This is a genomic window from Hydrogenophaga sp. GW823-FHT04C09 (assembly GCF_058796355.1).
This window is the reverse complement of record NZ_JBXAIO010000014.1, coordinates 17,964-32,884: the sequence shown is the minus strand read 5'-3', so window position 1 is coordinate 32,884 and position 14,921 is coordinate 17,964. Positions and strand designations below refer to the sequence as shown.

General features: G+C 70.4%; 12 protein-coding genes. 2 read left to right on the top strand and 10 right to left on the bottom strand.

The annotated features are described in order from the left end of the window. Window positions 1–807: substrate binding domain-containing protein (locus AC1Q9M_RS25170; protein ID WP_492436364.1), on the top strand; the 807-nt coding region annotated here is incomplete at its 5' end. Between the two features lie 10 nt (window positions 808–817). On the opposite strand, the gene AC1Q9M_RS25165 is transcribed toward AC1Q9M_RS25170, so the two are convergent. The 9 genes from AC1Q9M_RS25165 to AC1Q9M_RS25125 all read right to left on the bottom strand — a co-directional run bounded on the left by AC1Q9M_RS25165 (window position 818) and on the right by AC1Q9M_RS25125 (window position 13,147). Then, window positions 818–2,827, bottom strand: a complete 2,010-nt coding sequence (locus AC1Q9M_RS25165; protein WP_492436362.1) for an acetoacetate--CoA ligase — start codon at window positions 2,825–2,827, stop codon at window positions 818–820. Between the two features lie 2 nt (window positions 2,828–2,829). Continuing rightward, the gene (locus AC1Q9M_RS25160; protein WP_444688858.1) at window positions 2,830–3,945 is read right to left on the bottom strand and encodes a porin; all 1,116 of its coding nucleotides are present in this window, start codon (window positions 3,943–3,945) and stop codon (window positions 2,830–2,832) included. Between the two features lie 187 nt (window positions 3,946–4,132). After that, a complete protein-coding gene (locus tag AC1Q9M_RS25155) occupies window positions 4,133–5,179 on the bottom strand; it encodes a phosphotriesterase family protein (protein ID WP_492436360.1) in 1,047 nt (348 codons plus the stop codon). Next, a complete protein-coding gene (locus tag AC1Q9M_RS25150) occupies window positions 5,176–6,468 on the bottom strand; it encodes an aspartate aminotransferase family protein (RefSeq protein ID WP_492436358.1) in 1,293 nt (430 codons plus the stop codon). The genes AC1Q9M_RS25155 and AC1Q9M_RS25150 overlap by 4 nt, the downstream gene beginning before the upstream one ends. A 26-nt stretch (window positions 6,469–6,494) precedes the next feature. After that, the gene (locus AC1Q9M_RS25145; RefSeq protein WP_382322447.1) at window positions 6,495–8,006 is read right to left on the bottom strand and encodes a M81 family metallopeptidase; all 1,512 of its coding nucleotides are present in this window, start codon (window positions 8,004–8,006) and stop codon (window positions 6,495–6,497) included. Next, window positions 8,003–9,640, bottom strand: coding sequence for an ABC transporter ATP-binding protein (locus tag AC1Q9M_RS25140; protein WP_444688859.1), 1,638 nt, complete (start codon window positions 9,638–9,640; stop codon window positions 8,003–8,005). The genes AC1Q9M_RS25145 and AC1Q9M_RS25140 overlap by 4 nt, the downstream gene beginning before the upstream one ends. A 2-nt stretch (window positions 9,641–9,642) precedes the next feature. Then, on the bottom strand, window positions 9,643–10,584 hold the full coding sequence (locus AC1Q9M_RS25135; RefSeq protein ID WP_382327902.1) for an ABC transporter permease: 942 nt from the start codon (window positions 10,582–10,584) through the stop codon (window positions 9,643–9,645). Between the two features lie 22 nt (window positions 10,585–10,606). Beyond that, window positions 10,607–11,548, bottom strand: a complete 942-nt coding sequence (locus AC1Q9M_RS25130) for an ABC transporter permease (protein WP_444688860.1) — start codon at window positions 11,546–11,548, stop codon at window positions 10,607–10,609. A gap of 21 nt (window positions 11,549–11,569) precedes the next feature. Beyond that, complete coding sequence (locus AC1Q9M_RS25125; RefSeq protein WP_382322445.1) at window positions 11,570–13,147, bottom strand: ABC transporter substrate-binding protein; 1,578 nt, start codon at window positions 13,145–13,147, stop codon at window positions 11,570–11,572. A 278-nt stretch (window positions 13,148–13,425) separates the two neighbouring features. Here AC1Q9M_RS25125 and AC1Q9M_RS25120 point away from each other — a divergent pair, with 278 nt between their 5' ends. Beyond that, window positions 13,426–14,169: a TetR/AcrR family transcriptional regulator gene (locus tag AC1Q9M_RS25120; protein ID WP_382322444.1), complete on the top strand. Its 744-nt coding sequence runs from the start codon at window positions 13,426–13,428 to the stop codon at window positions 14,167–14,169. A 73-nt stretch (window positions 14,170–14,242) separates the two neighbouring features. Here AC1Q9M_RS25120 and AC1Q9M_RS25115 read toward each other — a convergent pair whose 3' ends face one another. Next, on the bottom strand, window positions 14,243–14,902 hold the full coding sequence (locus AC1Q9M_RS25115; protein WP_382322443.1) for a hypothetical protein: 660 nt from the start codon (window positions 14,900–14,902) through the stop codon (window positions 14,243–14,245). Window positions 14,903–14,921: the final 19 nt, after the last annotated feature.

Below are 14,921 nucleotides of genomic sequence, written 5' to 3'. Positions count from 1 at the left end.
CTGCACCGCACGACGCGCCGCGTCTCCCTCACCGACGCGGGCGAGAACTACCTCGACCGGGTGCGCGTGATCCTGCAGGAGCTCGACGAAGCGCACGCGCTGGTGAGCTCGCAGACCAGCGAACTCGCGGGCGTGCTGCGCCTGCTGGCGCCACCCGTGCTCGCCACGCACGTGCTCGCGCCCCTGGTCAGCGGCTTTCGGCAGGCCTACCCCAAGATCCTGCTCGACATCGACGTGGAGTCGCACCGCGAGCCGCCGATCCAGGACTACGACATCACGCTCATGGGTACGCCCGCCTCGTTCGACGCCAACGTGATCGCGCGCAAGGTGCTCTCCAGCGTCACCGTGCTGCTGGCCTCGCCCGCCTATCTCCAGCGCAAGGGCACGCCCGCGCGGCCCGAGGACCTGGCGCAACACGACTGCCTGCGCTACAGGGCTGCGGTGGGCCGGGGCCGCAGCTGGCGCCTGCTGCACGAGACGGACGAAGCCCGCTTCGTCGACATCGAGGTGCGGCCCGTGCTCTGGGTCAACCACCCCGACACCCTGATGCACGCCGCGCTCGATGGCGCCGGCATCGGTGCCTGCGCCATCGGCCTGGCCGCGCCCTTCATCGAAAGCGGCGAGCTGGTGCGCGTGCTCAACCCCTGGATCACCGACCGGTTGACCATGTACGCGGCCCTGCCCAGCCGCAAGTTCATGCCGCGCCGCACCGAGGTGTTCCTGGACTACCTCGTCGAGCAGACCCGAGCCCGCGTGGGCAGCGCGCTCACCACCTGCACACCTGCCGAGGCCAGTCTGGCGGTCTAGGTCGCGCGGTTCAGGTGGGCACCCTCTTTTTCGCGTAGTCGACGAAGAAGTCGAAGCTGCCCGGGTTCTGCATGGCATCGGGGCTGGCCACCTGGTCGGGTGGCGCGCCGAGCAGCAGCTTGCGCACCGGCACCTCCATCTTCTTGCCGCTGAGCGTGCGCGGGATGTCGGCCACCTGCAGCACCTCGTTGGGCACGTGCCGCGAAGAGGCCTTCGACCGGATCTGCTCGACGATGCGCGCCTTGAGCGCCCCGTCCAGCGCCAGGCCCGGCTGCAGCACCACGAACAGGGGCATGAAGGAGGGCCGGCCGAGGTACTCCAGGTCCACCACCATGCTGTCGCGCACCTCGGGCAGCTCTTCCACCACCCGGTAGATCTCGGCGGTGCCCATGCGGATGCCGAAGCGGTTGATGGTGCTGTCGGAGCGACCGTAAATCACCGAGGTGCGGCGCTCGGTGAAGCGGATCCAGTCGCCGTGGCGCCAGACGCCGGGGAAGGTGTCGAAGTAGCTTTCCCGGTAGCGCCGGCCGTCCGGGTCGTTCCAGAAGAAGACCGGCATGGAAGGCATGGGCTGGGTGATGACCAGCTCGCCCACCTCGTTGACCACCGGCTGGCCCGCGTCGTTGTAGGCCTGGGCGGCCACGCCCAGTTCGGGGCACTGGATCTCGCCCGCGTGCACCGGCAGCGAGGGCGCGCAGGCCACGAAGCCGGCCGCGATGTCGGTGCCGCCGCTGATCGAGGCGAGCCAGACGTCGGGTTTGACGGCGCTGTAGACCCAGCGGTAGGCATCGACGGGCAGAGGCGAACCGGTGGCGTTGATGGCGCGCAGGTGCTGGAGCGAACAGAAGTCGCGCGGCCGCAGGCCGTCCTTCATGGCGTTGATGAGGAAGGCCGCGCCGCAGCCGAACAGGGTGACGCCCTGTTCGTCGAGGAAGCGCCAGAGCGCCTGGGTGTCCGGCCAGCTGGGGTTGCCGTCGTAGAGCACGATGGAGGCGCCCGTGAGCAGCGCGCCGACCTGCCAGTTCCAGACGATCCAGCCCGTGCTGCCCAGGAACAGCAGCCGGTCGCCCGCGCGCAGGTCGTGCTGCAGGGCCATGGTCTTGAGGTGCGTGAGCACGATGCCGCCGTGGCTGTGCACCATGGCCTTGGGCAGGCCGGTGGTGCCGGAGGAGTACACGATCCAGAGCGGGTGCGCGAAGGGCACCCGCTCGTAGCGCGGCGCCGCCGCGTGCTGGATGCACTCGGACCAGTCCAGGCGGTCGCGCCAGCCCACGGCGCGGGTGGTGTGCGCCGGGCCGTGCACGTGCACCACGTGCCGCACGCTGGGCAGCTCGGCGAGCAGGCTCTCGACCTGGGGCGCGCGGTCGTGCGCCTTGCCGTTGTAGCGGTAGCTGTCGGTGGCGAACAGCACCTTGGGTTCGATCTGGCGCAACCGGTCCAGCACCACGGTGGGCCCCATGTCGGGCGCGCAGCTGGACCAGATGGCGCCCACGCTCGCGCAGGCCAGGAAGGCGATCACCGTCTCGGGCCGGTTCGGCAGGTAGCTGGCCACGCGGTCGCCGGGGCCGACGCCGAGCGAGCGCAGGGTGGCGGCGAGCGCGGCGGTGTCGCGCTCCAGCGAGGCCCACGAGAGGCTCAGCAAGGGTTCGTCTTCGGCGTGCGCGAGGATGGCGGGGCGCTCGGCGGTGGCGTTGCGGAAGATGTGCTCGGCGTAGTTCAGGCGCGCATTCGGAAACCACTGCGCATGCGGCATTCGCCGCTCGCCGAGCACGGGTTGCGGGCTGCCCTCGGCCACCACCTCGAAGTGTTCCCAGATGGATTGCCAGAAGCCGTCGAGGTTTTCGGTGGACCAGCGCCAGAGCTCGTCGTAGGACGTGGTGCGCACGCCCTTGTGTTCGCCCAGCCAGGCCTGGTAGTGGGCCAGGCGGCTGGACCGCACCTGCTCGGCGGTGGGCGACCAGAGCAGCTCGCCGGCGCCGTCCGGCAAGGGGTGGGCGTTCGAAGCGGTGGTGGTCGCCATGATCAGAAGCGGTGGCGGATGCCCACGCGCAGCGCGTTCTGGCTGTCGTCGGACGACGGGCCGTTGGTCACCAGTACCGCGCGCGTGTTCGGGCCCGAGGCCTTGCGCGCGTTGTAGGTCACGTACACGTCGGTGCGCTTGGAGAGGTAGTAGTCGGCGCCCAGCGTCACGGTGGTCCAGGCGGAAGACTCCAGCTTGGCGCGCTGCACGCCCGAGGACAGGATCAGCTCGCCGAGCTTGTACGACAGCGAGAGGCCGACCGTCTTCATCGCGTCCGAGGCGCCGTTGGCCAGCTCGAACGTCGAGCGCGTGGTCAGGGCTGCCACGGTGGCCGGCCCGAAGGCGTAGGAGGCGCCGATGCCGGTGGCCTGGTACTCGGGCAGCACGAAGGCGGTGGCCGCGGTGGCCAGCGGGGTGCCGAGGAACTGCGACACGCCGTAGCTGCTGCCCGGGCGCACGGTGTGGCCCTGGATGCTGGTGGTGGCCACGCCCAGGTTGAACGGGCCGTTGCCGTAGGTCGCGCTGGCGCTCCAGGCGTTGCCCGCGTTGGTCGCGCTGGTGCCGCCTTCGGAGAGCGCGCGCTGCACCGCGACCTTGAAGCCGGCGAGGTCGGGGCTCACGTAGGTGATCTGGTTGTCCAGCCAGGCGCCGGCCACGCGGTCGGCGTCGCCCGGCGTCATGCCGTAGATGCCGGTGTTGAAGCCCGGGTGGTAACGCAGCAGGGCGCCCACCATCTGGTCGAACTGGCGGCCCACCGTGAACTGGCCCAGCTTCTGGTCGGACAGGCCGACGAAGGCCGCGCGGCCGAACGCCAGGCCGCCCTGGCGCAGCGTGCCGTTGTCGGTCGCCACGCCCATCTCCAGGTTGAAGATCGCGGCCAGACCACCACCGAGGTCTTCGCGCCCACGAAAGCCGATGCGGCTGCCCTGGGACACGCCGTCGTCCACGCGCGTGACGCCGCTGCCGCCGACGTTGCTCACCCGGCTCAGGCCGATGTCCAGCACCCCATAGAGGCTGACGCTGGACGTGGGCGCGGGGGCCGTTTGCGCGAAGGCGCTGAGCGGGCTCAGCGCGACCATGCCGAGGCAGGCCAGACCAACGAGTTTCGAATGTTTCACAGTGCTTGCTCCATTTGCCAGTGGTGGCGCCTGCGTGGCGCCGGTTGCGATTCCGGAGCGGGAGCTCCGGGCCTTGGGTGGGCCTTGCGGCCGTTTTCGGGCAACAGAAGCCCCGGCACGTGCGCCCTGGGGCGCGCGCGCAGCGCTCTGTCGGGGGGAAAGGAAATGGCTTGCGGGTGCGCTTGGCTCAGATCAACGTCAGCAGGCGGCGCGGGGTCTTCACCAGGATGGTGTCCACGTCGGCCTGGGTGAATCCGCGGCGCAGCATGCGCGGCGCGATGTTGGCGAAGATGTGCTGGTAGCCGTGGCCGCCGTAGCGGCCCAGCCGCGTGCGGGTGCAGATGTCGTGGCTGATCAGCACCTGATCGCGGTGGCCCCGGTCGACCAGCAGTTTGACCATGCGCAGCCGCGCGCCGTCGTTGGGCATGTCGATGTCGGCCGCCGGGTAGGCGGTCTGCTCCCAGCCGAACAGGTCGAACTCGATCACGCAGCCGGTGTCGGCCAGGCGCAGCAGCCGCTCGTCGTCGAAGATGGTGCGGTCGATGTGGCTGATGACCACGCGGTCCACCGGCAGGCCACGCGCGCGAATGAAGTCCACCACCTCCATCGGCTGGTCGGCGTCGCGCCCGGGGTGCACGTTGAGCGCGGCCCCGGTGGCCTGCATCGCGGTGAGCGCGCCGTGCATGACGCGCCGCTCCAGGTCCGTCCACGGGGCCTGGCAACCGATCTCGCCGATGATGCCGGCGCGCACCTGGGTGCCCCAGGCGCCCACGGTGAGTTGCTCCACCATCTCGCGCGCGAAGTCGTCGGCCGTTCGCGTGTGGTTGGCCGGGTGCTGGTAGTCGTTCACGTAGTGGCCGCAGCCCATGACGATGTGCACGCCGGTGGCCCGCGCCACCTCCACCAGCCGATCGGGCTGGGGGTTGAGGCCGCCCACCGTGAGGTCCACCAGCGAGGCGCCGCCCGCGGCCTTCATGTCGCGCAACTCGGCCACGGCCACGTCGGTCTCGTCCAGCCGGTAGTTGCGCATGAAGAGCTTCTGGCCGTAGGCGATGCCCCAGCAGTTGCAGAGCTCGATGTCGGCTTCCTGCTCGGGCGGCGGGTTCAGTCGCAGCGGGGGCGGCGTGAGGTCGATGAAGACGTGCTCGTGCATGAGCGTGGGCCCCAGCTCGGCGGGGTCCACCAGGCCGAGCACGGTCTGCACGCGGCCTTGGCGCGGCTCGGCGGCGCTCATGGCTGAAGGCCCTGGCCGTAGCGGTCCACGAAGGCTTCGAAGGCGCCGTGGAAGCGGTCCAGGTCCTCGTCGGTCAGCGGCAGCGACAGCACGATGAAGCCGCGCCGCGCGACGTAGAAGCCGTGGGCCAGCATGTGGAAGAAGAACAGGTCCTTGACGATCTGTTCGGCGGCGGGGATGTCGTCGCAGTGGCGGATCTCGCCCGGCGTGGCGTGCAGGTTCATGAGCGTGCCCAGGCCGGTGAACTGCAGGCGGGTGCCGCGCGCCCGGGCGGTCGCGTTCAGGCGCTCGCGCAGCGCGTCGCCGCGCGCGTTGAAGGCCACCGCCACCTCGGGCGTGTAGACCTGGCTCAGGCCCGCGATGCCGGCCGACATGGTCATCACGTTGTTGTTGAAGGTGCCGGCGTGGCCCAGGTGGCCCGGCACGCGCGGGTCGAACAGCGCCATCACGTCCTGGCGGCCACCGAAGGCGCCGAAGGACATGCCGCCGCCGATGTACTTGCCCAGCGTGGTCATGTCGGGCGCGATGCCCAGGGCGGCCTGGCGCCCGCCCGGCGTCAGGCGCGAGGTCATCACCTCGTCGAACACCAGCAGCGCGCCGGTCTCGGTGGCGAGGCGGCGCAGGTCGGCCAGGAACTCGGGGCGCCCGACGATGCAGCCCCCGGCGCCCTGCATGGGCTCGACCAGGATGGCGGCCAGGTCTTTCGCGTGCTCGGCCACCAGCGCGGCGGTGCCGGCCTGGTCGTTGTAGGTGCCCAGCACGAAGTCGTGCGGCACGTTGATCGGCGAGTGGCCGGCGGCGAAGGTGAGCACGCCGCCGTGGTAACCGCCCTTGAACACGAGGATCTTCTGCCGCCCGGTGAAGTGTTTGGCCGCCGCGATGGCCAGCAGGTTGGCCTCGGTGCCGGAGTTGGTGAAGCGCAGGCGCTGCACCGAGGGGAAGCGGCTGGTCACCAGTTGCGCCAGCCGCGCTTCGAGCAGGTTGTGGCCGGTGAGGTTGATGCCGCCGTCCAGCGCCGCCTGGATGGCTTCGCGGATCACCGGGTGGCTGTGGCCGTACAGGCCGGCCGTGAACTCGCCCAGGAAGTCGAGGTATGGATGGCCGTCCGCGTCCCAGAGGCGGGCGCCTTCGCCGCGGGCCATGGCCAGCGGAAAGGGCTCGTAGTAGAGCACCGAGCGGGTGTTGCCGCCGGGCATGACGGCGGTGGCCGCCTGGTAGCGGCTTTGGCTCTGGGGGTTGCGCGCCACGTAGGCGTCGCGCAGCTGGCTCAGTTCGGTGTCGAGGTTCATGTGATGGTCAGAGAAGGCAGGGGAAATCAGCCGGCGGTGTCGTCCAGCGGCCAGAGGGGGCGCCGCACGTTGCGGTAAGGCAGGGTGCGCAGGTCGGTGGCGTGGATGCCGCCCGATTCCACGAACACGATGCCGCGCGCGATGGGTTCGAGGTCGGCGCGGAAATGGTTGATGCCCTTGAGGGCGAGCACGTTGAGCCGCTCGACGTCCACGCCGAGCACGCGGTACTGGCCGCGCTCCTCGGCCTGCACGCGGTTGCTGGCGACGATGACCTGCACCTCGCCGCATTGCAGCAGGGCGCTGGCGCCGATGGAGGCCGGTGTGCCGGTCTTGAAGGGGCCGGTGCGCACGAAGCGGCCGTCGGACACCGCGAGCACCTGGGCGCGCACGGCCACGGGCCCGCCGCCGAAGGCCGGGTCGGTCTTGCCGCCGATGCGCAGGTCCAGCGCCTGGCCCACGCCGGCTTCGATCGCCTGGCGGGCGCTCTCGGGGTCGTGGAGCAGCCCCACCAGCGTGCCCGGCAGGTTGGCGGCCAGCAGGGCCTGGAGCAGGGCGGTGGCGTCGCCGTAGCCGCCGCCGCCCGGGCCGTCGGTGTAGTCGGCCAGGATCAGCGGGCCGCGGCCCTGGGCCGGCTCGCGGCAGCGCGCCAGCGCCTCGTCGACGCTTTGCAGGTGCACGGTCTTCTGGTCGCGCCAGCGGTAGGCATCGTCGATCAGCTCGTCCGCCACGCGCTGGCACAGCGCGGCGTCGCCGTCGCCGACCACCAGCACCGAGGGGCCGGCTTCGTAGACGTCGCCCATGTAGTAGCCCGCATTCAGGCTCACATCGAGCACGGCCGCCTCGCGCTGCTCCCAGGCCCGCGCGCGGGCGTGCAGGCGCGTCATGGGGCCCTCGCGCAGCGTGCGGCCCAGGTCCATGCCGGCGATCATGTCGCGCCGCGCGAGGTGCACGCGCGGGCGGATCTCGCCGGCCAGGGCGCGCCCCACCAGCGCGCAGGCCCGCTGGCCGGCCTCGTACTGGTCCACGTGCGGCGTGGTGCGGTAGCTGGTGAGGATGTCGGCGTAGCGCACCATGGCGTCGGTGACGTTGGCGTGCAGGTCCAGCGTGGCCGCGACCACCACGCGCGGGCCGACCTGCTGGCGGATGCGGCACAGCAGATCGCCCTCGGGGTCGGGCAGGCCTTCGACGAACATCGCGCCGTGCAGCGACAGCACCACGGCGGCCACGTGAGGGTGCTCGGCCAGCGCGCGCAGCATGGGCTCGGTGAGCGCGTCGTAGGCAGCGCGGGTGACGGGCCCGGCGGTGGAGGCGCAGGCGCTGACCGTGGGCACGAGCTGCCAGCCCTGCGCCTGCGCGGCGTCGATGATGCCGCCCAGCTCGGTGCGCGTGCCGCGCATGCGCTCGACGAGCTCGTCGCCGAACAGCAGCTCCTCGCGGCCGAACTCGGCCAGCGTGGTGCGCAGCCGGCTGAAGGCGTGGCTCTCGTGGCTGAGCCGGGCCACCACCACTTGGGGGGCCGTGGTGCGGAGCGCGCTCATGCCGTGGCTCCGTGGAAGGCGAAGCCGCGGCCGGGCACCGAGTCCAGCAGGGCGCGGGTGTAGGCGTGGGCCGGGTCGGCGAACACCTGGTGCGCCGGCCCTTCCTCGACGATGGCGCCCTGGTGCATCACGATGATGCGGTCGCAGATCTGGTTGGCCACGCGCAGGTCGTGGGTGATGAACAGCAGACCGATGCGCAGGCGTTGCTGGATGTCGTCGAGCAGCTCGAGGATCTGCGCCTGCACCGAGACGTCCAGCGCCGAGACCGCTTCGTCGGCGATCAGCACCTGCGGGTTGCAGGCCAGCGCGCGCGCGATGCAGATGCGCTGGCGCTGGCCGCCCGAGAACTCGTGCGGGTAGCGGTGCAGCGCGTCCGGGCGCAGGCGCACCAGGCGCATCAGCTCCTCGGCGCGGGCCCAGGCCTGTTCGTGGCGCTGGCCGGCGTTGACCGCGCCTTCGATGATGGACTCGCCCACGGTCTGGCGCGGGTTGAGCGAGCGGTAGGGGTCCTGGAACACCACCTGCACCTGCTCGCGGAACGCCTTGAGCCGGCGCCCGCTGGCTTTCTCGACGGCCTCGCCGTGCGACAGCACCTCGCCCGCGCTGGGGTCGATCAGGCGCGCGATGCAGCGCGCCACGGTGGACTTGCCCGAACCCGATTCGCCCACGATGCCCACCGTCTCGCCGGGGCGCACGCGCAGCGACACGTCGCGCGCGGCGTGCACGTCCTTGCGGCCGCCGAAGAGGCGCCGCGTGCTGTAGGTCTTGGCCAGGCCACGCGCCTCGATCAGGGGCGCGGCCTCGGCCACGGGCGCGCGCCGCACCGGCTCGAGACCGGGCACGGCCGAGAGCAGCATGCGGGTGTAGGGCTCGCGCGGCGCCTGCAGCACCGCGAGCTTGGGGCCCTGTTCGACCATCTCGCCCAGTCGCATCACCACCACGTGGTCGGCGATCTCGGCCACCACGCCGAAGTCGTGCGTGATGAAGAGCACGGCGGTGCCGTTCTCGCGCTGCAGTTCCCGGATGAGCTTGAGGATCTCGGCCTGCGTGGTCACGTCCAGCGCGGTGGTGGGCTCGTCGCAGATCAGCAGCGCGGGCTTGAGGATCAGCGCCATGGCGATCATCACGCGCTGGCGCTGGCCGCCCGAGAGCTGGTGCGGGTAGGCGCCGAAGATGCGCGGGGGCGAGGGCAGGCGCGTGCGGCCGAACACCTCGAGGATGCGCTCGCGCCGCTCGGCGGGCGAGAGATCGGTGTGCACGGCCAGCATCTCGTCGAGCTGCTGGCCGCAGGTCATGACCGGGTTGAGCGCGGTCATGGGCTCCTGGAAGATCATGGCCATGCGCTCGCCACGCACGCGGCGCAGGCGCTCCGACGGCATGGCCAGCACGTCTTCGCCGAGCAGGCGCACGCTGCCGCGCACGGGCGACACGGCGGGCGGCAGCAGGCGCATCACGGTCTGCGCGATGACGGATTTGCCCGAGCCCGATTCACCCAGCAGGCAGGTGGTCTGGCCGGCGAAGACCTCGAAGCTGATGCGCTCGACCGCATGGAGCCGGTCGGCGTTGGGGGGCAGCTGCACCGTGAGGTCGTGGACCGTCAGCACGGGCTCGATGGCGGCGTGGGAAAGGGTCATGGTCAGGCTCCGCGGCGGCGCAATTTGGGGTCCAGCGTGTCGCGCAGGCCGTCCCCGAGGATGTTCACGGCCAGCACCGTCAGCGCCAGGAAGGCGCCCGGGAACAGCACGTTCTCGGGGTGTTCGTTGAAGTTGACGCGGCCCTCGGACATGATGTTTCCCCAGGTCGGGATCTCGGGCGAGAGGCCGATGCCGAGGAAGGAGAGGATGGCCTCGACCAGCATGGCCGAACCGCAGACGTAGGTGGCGTGCACGATCAGCGGGGCCACGGCGTTGGGCAGGATGTGGCGCCAGAGGATCTTCCAGGTCGGTGTGTTCAGCGCGGCGGCGGCTTCCACGTACGGTTCCTCGCGCACCGAGAGCACGATGGAGCGCAGCAGCCGCGCCACGCGCGGGATCTCGGGAATGGCGATGGCCACCACGATGGTCAGCAGGCTGGCGCGCCACATCGAGACCAGCGCGATGGCCAGCAGGATGTTGGGGATGGCCATGAAGCCGTCCATGAGGCGCATCAGCACGCCGTCGAGGCGGCGGAAGTAGCCGGCCACCAGGCCGATCAGGCCGCCGCCCAGCATGGCGAGCACGGCCACCGCCACGCCCACCAGCAGCGAGACGCGCGCGCCGTAGGCGATGCGGCTCCAGGTGTCGCGCCCGAAGCCGTCGGCCCCGAGCAGGAAGAGGTGGTCCCTGGCGTCGCCGGCCAGGTCGGTGAAGGGCGCGCGCGTGCCGGGCGCGATGTTGATGCTGGCCGGGTCGATGGCGGAGGGGTCCACCGTGCCCAGCCAGGGCGCGGCCAGGGCCACGAAGGTCAGCAGGGCCAGCGCGCAGGCGCCGACGCGCACGGCGCCGTTGGCGCGCACCAGGCGCCAGGTGGAGGGCCGTTGGCGAGCCGGCGTGGCTTCTTCGGGGGCCACGGAGGGCAGGTCGCGGGGATCGGAGGTCATGGTCGTCATTCGGGCAGGTCGGTCAGTAGCGGATGCGCGGATCCAGCAGCACGTAGCTCAGGTCGATCAGCAGGTTGATGAGCACGTAGACCACCGAGAACAGCAGGATCACGCCCTGGATGACCGGGAAGTCGCGCGAGAGCACCGCGTCCACGGTGAGCTGGCCCAGGCCGGGGATGGCGAACACGGTCTCGGTGACCACCACGCCACCGATCAGCAGCGCGATGCCGATGCCGATCACCGTGACGATGGGCACGGCGGCGTTGGCCAGCGCGTGCCGCATGAGGACGGCGCGCTCGGCCAGGCCCTTGGCCCGCGCGGTGCGGATGTGGTCTTCGGTCAAGGCCTCCGACACCGCCGCGCGCGTGACCCGCGCGATCAGCGCGGTGTAGACCAGCGAGAGCGTGATGGCGGGCAGCACCAGGTTCGCGAGCCAGGGGCCCACGCCCGAAGAGAGGCGCGCATAACCCTGCACCGGCAGCCAGCCCAGCTTGAGGGCGAACAGCCAGATCAGCGCGTAGCCGATGACGAACACCGGCACCGAGAAGCCCAGCACCGAGAAACCCATGAGCATGCGGTCGAGCCAGCCGCCATGGCGCGCCGCCGCGAGCACGCCCAGCGGCACGGCGATCAGCACGGCCAGCACGATGGTGAGCGCGGCCAGCGAGAGCGTGGGCTCCAGGCGCTGCGCGATCAGCGTGGCCACGCTGGTCTTGAAGTAGTAGGACTCGCCCAGGTCGCCGCGCAGCAGCTCCCCGATCCAGATCAGGAACTGCGAGGGGAGCGAACCGTCCAGCCCCAGGCTCTGGCGCACGCGGGCGAGGTCGGCCTCGGTGCCCATGTCGCCCACGATGAGCGCCGCGGGGTCGCCGGGCGTCAAACGCAGGATCAGGAACACGAAGACCGCGACGAAGATCAGGACCGGCAGCGTCGAAAGCAGCCGGCGGGCGATGAAGGTGTACATGGCGTGGGGACCGGCGGTGCGTCAGGGCTTGCTGATGTTCCAGTAGACGTTGGTCGCTCCGACGAGCACGCCGCTGACCACGCCTTTGCGGAAGGCCACCGGGCGCAGCAGCTCGCCCATGGGGGCGAAGGCGCCGATCTCGTAGGCGCGCACCTGGATGTCGTCGGCCAGCTGCTTGCGCTGCGCTTCGGTGGTGGCGCGCGCGTAGGCGGAGCGGAGCTGCTCCAGGCGCTCGTCGCTGGCCCAGCCGAACCAGCCGGCTTCGCCGTTGGCCGACAGCGGGGCGTAGTTGATCGGGTTCAACGCGTCCTCGGTGCCCCAGTAGGTCACGAAGGCGTCCCAGCCGCCCTGGCTCGCCGGCTCCTTCTTGGCGCGGCGCGCCACCACCGAGCCCCAGTCCATCGATTTCATGTCGACGGTGAAGCCGCCCTGGCGCAGCAGCTGCGCCACCACCGGCGGCAGCTTGGCCAGCAGGCTGTTGTCGGTGGCGTGCAGCAGCACCACCGGCTGGCCCTTGTAGCCCGCGGCCTTCAGCAGTTCACGCGCCTTGGCGAACTGCGGCTTGTCGGTGAAGCCCAGGCTCTTGGTCGAAGCCAACGGCGAGCCGCAGGGGTAGACCGACATGCAGGTCTTGTACAGCTCGGGAATGCCGACCTGCGTGCGCAGCAGCGCGTCCTGGTTCATGGACAGCATGGCGGCCTGGCGCACCCGCACGTCGTTGAACGGTGGCACCAGGTGGTTGAAGCGCAGCAGGTACTGCCCGCCGGCCGCGGCCGCGGTGGTGATGCGGTTGTTGGCCTTCAGGGCGTTGTAGTGCTCGAAGGGCACGGACTCGAGCATGTCGACCTCGCCGTTGACCAGGGCATTGACCTGTGTCTGCGCGTCCTTGAGCACCACCCACTCCACGCGATCGACCTTCACCGTCTTGCCACCGGTGGTGCCCGAGGGGGCTTCGGTGCGCGGCACGTACTTGTCGTTCTTCAGGTAAACGGCGCGCTCGCCCGGGCGGAACTCGTCGGCCTTGAAGACGTACGGGCCCGAGCCGATGTGCTCGGCGATCTGCTTGTCGGCCGGCGTGTCGGCGATGCGTTTGGGCATGATGAAGGGCACCAGGGACGAGGGCTTGCCCAGGGACTCGAGCACCACGCCATACGGTTCGGTGAACACCAGGCGGAAGCTGCCGGCCGACACCGCCTCGGCCTTGTCCAGCACCGCGTACATGCGCTGGCCCATGGGGTCGCGCTTGGCCCAGCGCGCCAGCGAGGCGAGCACATCCTCGGCCGTCACCGGCTGGCCGTCGTGGAAGGCCAGGCCGGCGCGCAGCTTGAACGTCCAGCTCTTGCCATCGCTGCTCACGCTGTGGGACTCGACCATCTGCGGCTGGATGCGCCCTTTGGCGTCGGTGCCGAAGAGCGTGTCGTAAATCATGTAGCTGTGGTTGCGGGTGACCACGGCCGTGGTCCAGACCGGGTCCAGCACCTTCAGATCGGACGAAGGCACCAGGCGGAACGTGCTGCCCTGCGCCAGGGCGGACGACGCCGCGAGGACGAGGGCAGCCCCCAGGGTGGAGGCGAACATGAAGCGGCGCGTGAAGGGCATGGGCATTCCTTGGTGGACACGTTGAGTGGGGACGTTCAGCTTCAAGCAAGCAATATGCCACGCATGACAATTACTTTATTGTTCACTGGATAATTAGATTTTGTCGGATGGAGCATGGCGACAGGAGAGGGATAACCCTAGGCGGCAGGCTGGAGCCCTTGCCCGACAACGGTGCGCGCAACGCACCAAACGGGCCGTTGGGGCGCCCGGGAAGGGTGCGTGGCACGCGGGTGGAGCGTGTACCATCGGCCCGGCATCCTCAACGCCGTCCCGACGCCATGCCCCCCTCAGCTTCCTCCAAGCCCGCCCGCAAGACGGCGGGAAGGCCCACCAACAGCACCATCACGCGCGAGCTCATCGTCGAGGTGGCGCTTGCCCAGATCGACCGGGTGGGCATCCATGCGTTCAGCATGCGGGACGTGGCGCGGTCGCTGGACGTGTACCCCAGCACCATCTACTGGCACCTGGCGTCGAAGGACGCGCTGCTGGCCGAGGTGTCGAACCTGGTGATGGCCGGTGTGGTGCCGCCACGCGGCGAAGGCGACTGGCGCGCCTGGATGCGCAAGCTGTTCAACCGCTACCGCAAGTCCGTGCGCAAGCACCCCAACGTGGCGCAGTTGATCGGTGCGCAGCTGGCGTCAAACGGCGCCTTGAGCACCGACCTGATCGAAGGCGTCATCCAGGCCCTGCTGGAAGCGGGCGCCACCGAGGCCAACCTGCGCGAGGCCTACAACTGCGTCATCTCCGCGATGATGGGTTTCATGACGATGGAACTGGCGCCCCTGCCCACCGACGATCCCGAGGGCTGGGCCACCGCGCTGGAAGGCCGGGTGCGCTCCATCGACCCGCTGGCCAATCCCACGCTGGTGCGCTACCTGCCCTTGCTGGCCAACCGCGCTTTCATCCTGCGCTGGCAGAACGGCACCGACGTGCCGCTCAACAGCAGCTTCGACGCCCATGTCGAGATTTTCCTCGGGGGCCTCGAGGTCTTTCTTCGCGGCGAGGCGCCCCAGGCGAGCTGAGGCGGCCGCCGCCGGGCGCCAAAGAGTCTGCTTTGGCGTGCCATCGCGCGCGCTGTTGAAGGGCTGAGCCCTGTCAGAGCCTGAACGCCGTCAAGCGCGCCTTGGCGGCCTGCAAGAGACCACCGCGCCCGCTGGGCGCCTGGGCTTTGGTCTCGCCCGGGGCGAGGATCTGCATCGCTTCGCCCGAGGCCAGGCGCCGCGCCAACTGGGTTCGCGCCGCATGGGCCTCGAAGGAGGCGTGGCTCAGCACGTGCACCTGAAGGTGGCGCCCCAGCGTGCCCCGCAGCTTCTGGCAGGCCGCGGCCATGGCGGCGGCATCGGGCAGGCGTTCGCCGTGCACGATGAGCAGGTTCAGCGTGCCCTCGGCGTCCTCGCCCAGCAGCACGGCCTGCAGCACCGAGTCCTTGAACTTGGTGCGCAGCATGGCGCGCAGCGGCTCCGCCGCGGCGAAGGACTTGAGCGCGATGCGGCGCAGCTCGGCGTAGAAGACGAAGCCGGTGTTCGCGCTCACCGGCCCGGCCTCGCCATCGGCTTCGGCGGGGTGCTGGATCAGAATGCCGCTCTGCAGCAGGTGCTGCTGCGTGCGCTCGACATCGTCGGGCGTCAGCCGCGTCGCCTTGGCGAGCGCGGACCTCGAGTGCGGTTGGGTGGGGTTGGCGAAAACGGTTTTGAGGATCTGTTGAACCTCAGGCGCCAGAAGGAAATCGGCGGCGCTGCTCGTGCGGGAAGTCATGACCGCGACTTTGACACAA

Coding starts and splice junctions, on each gene's coding strand:
- AC1Q9M_RS25165 (WP_492436362.1), bottom strand. CDS start 2,827: ATGGCGACCACCACCGCTTCGAACGCCCACCCCTTGCCGGACGGCGCC.
- AC1Q9M_RS25155 (WP_492436360.1), bottom strand. CDS start 5,179: ATGAGCGCCGCCGAGCCGCGCCAAGGCCGCGTGCAGACCGTGCTCGGC.
- AC1Q9M_RS25150 (WP_492436358.1), bottom strand. CDS start 6,468: ATGAACCTCGACACCGAACTGAGCCAGCTGCGCGACGCCTACGTGGCG.
- AC1Q9M_RS25145 (WP_382322447.1), bottom strand. CDS start 8,006: ATGAGCGCGCTCCGCACCACGGCCCCCCAAGTGGTGGTGGCCCGGCTC.
- AC1Q9M_RS25140 (WP_444688859.1), bottom strand. CDS start 9,640: ATGACCCTTTCCCACGCCGCCATCGAGCCCGTGCTGACGGTCCACGAC.
- AC1Q9M_RS25135 (WP_382327902.1), bottom strand. CDS start 10,584: ATGACCTCCGATCCCCGCGACCTGCCCTCCGTGGCCCCCGAAGAAGCC.
- AC1Q9M_RS25130 (WP_444688860.1), bottom strand. CDS start 11,548: ATGTACACCTTCATCGCCCGCCGGCTGCTTTCGACGCTGCCGGTCCTG.
- AC1Q9M_RS25125 (WP_382322445.1), bottom strand. CDS start 13,147: ATGCCCTTCACGCGCCGCTTCATGTTCGCCTCCACCCTGGGGGCTGCC.
- AC1Q9M_RS25120 (WP_382322444.1), top strand. CDS start 13,426: ATGCCCCCCTCAGCTTCCTCCAAGCCCGCCCGCAAGACGGCGGGAAGG.
- AC1Q9M_RS25115 (WP_382322443.1), bottom strand. CDS start 14,902: ATGACTTCCCGCACGAGCAGCGCCGCCGATTTCCTTCTGGCGCCTGAG.